Annotated in this window: 1 protein-coding gene; it reads right to left on the bottom strand. The window is 44.5% G+C overall.

Annotated features, from left to right (window positions below; all coding sequences use genetic code 11):
- Positions 1 to 86 precede the first annotated feature (86 nt).
- Positions 87 to 944 (bottom strand): putative RNA methyltransferase, encoded by an 858-nt coding sequence (locus tag A3763_RS13455; protein ID WP_068512897.1) that lies wholly within the window; start codon positions 942 to 944, stop codon positions 87 to 89.
- Positions 945 to 971: the final 27 nt, after the last annotated feature.

The following is a 971-nucleotide window of genomic DNA, read 5'->3' as shown; positions in this document are numbered from 1 at the left end:
AAAATAATTCTGCTGATTATGTTTTTTAGACGACACGGTAGTGGCTTTTAAACTCTTATTAGTGATCAGTACTGATAGTGGCTGATTTACTTCTTCTGAAATATATCAAACTGTATGTCTAGCTGTAAGTCTAGAGTATCAAGGGACTCAAGTAGAGCTCTTTTTTCCGGTTTACAGCGCCAGTAATGCGGTGTCATTGAAAACAAGTTAATGATGTCTTGTGAGCTAGGTAGTTGAATTGTTTGCTCAAAGTAATCAGTCTTCACATGCTGAAGGCTCGTAGGGAGGCTTTCAAATTCTGTTCGCGTTTCGGCTTTGAGTTCATCGTAGATAACACGGCGAAGCTCTATTAGATGTCTAGGGCCGGTATTTACAAGGATCACATGACCGCCGGGGCGAACTGTGCGAGATATTTCTTCCAGGTCAAAATGGAAAAACAGGCCGCTTACCAGATCTTGAGAATTGTCGGCCAAGGGGATATTCGCAGCGCTACCTACCCACCAGTTAATTGATTTGTCGCGCCGGCAGGCTGATTTAATTGCAGGTGTCGAGATATCAATACCGCTTGTGTATACCTCTTGAAAATAACTAAGCAACTTGGTGTGGAGCTTGTGAGTGTAATAGCCTTCGCCACATGCTAAGTCGCAATAGTGGAAGGCTTTTTCAGAATCTTTAGCTAGCGCGTCTTCAGCATGGTGAATAAATCGCTCGGCAAGATTAGCGTAGTAGCCTTGATCAAGGAAGTCACGACGAGCGGCGACCATTTCAGTCGTATCTCCCGGGTGCTTACTCCGCTTATTTTGGCTTAATAATAAGTTGTGGTAGCCCTGCTTGGCGCGATCAAACCTATGCTTGTTGCGACAGCATAGGCCTTTTTGATCGTCTGCAAGAACGAGCTGCTCCTTACAAACGGGGCAGAGTAAATAGGGGCTTAGAGTATCCATAGTATCTTAGCGCTTGGCTTATGTTAG

The organism is Oleiphilus sp. HI0128 (assembly GCF_001635365.1).
This window is presented reverse-complemented; position numbering and strand designations above follow the sequence as displayed.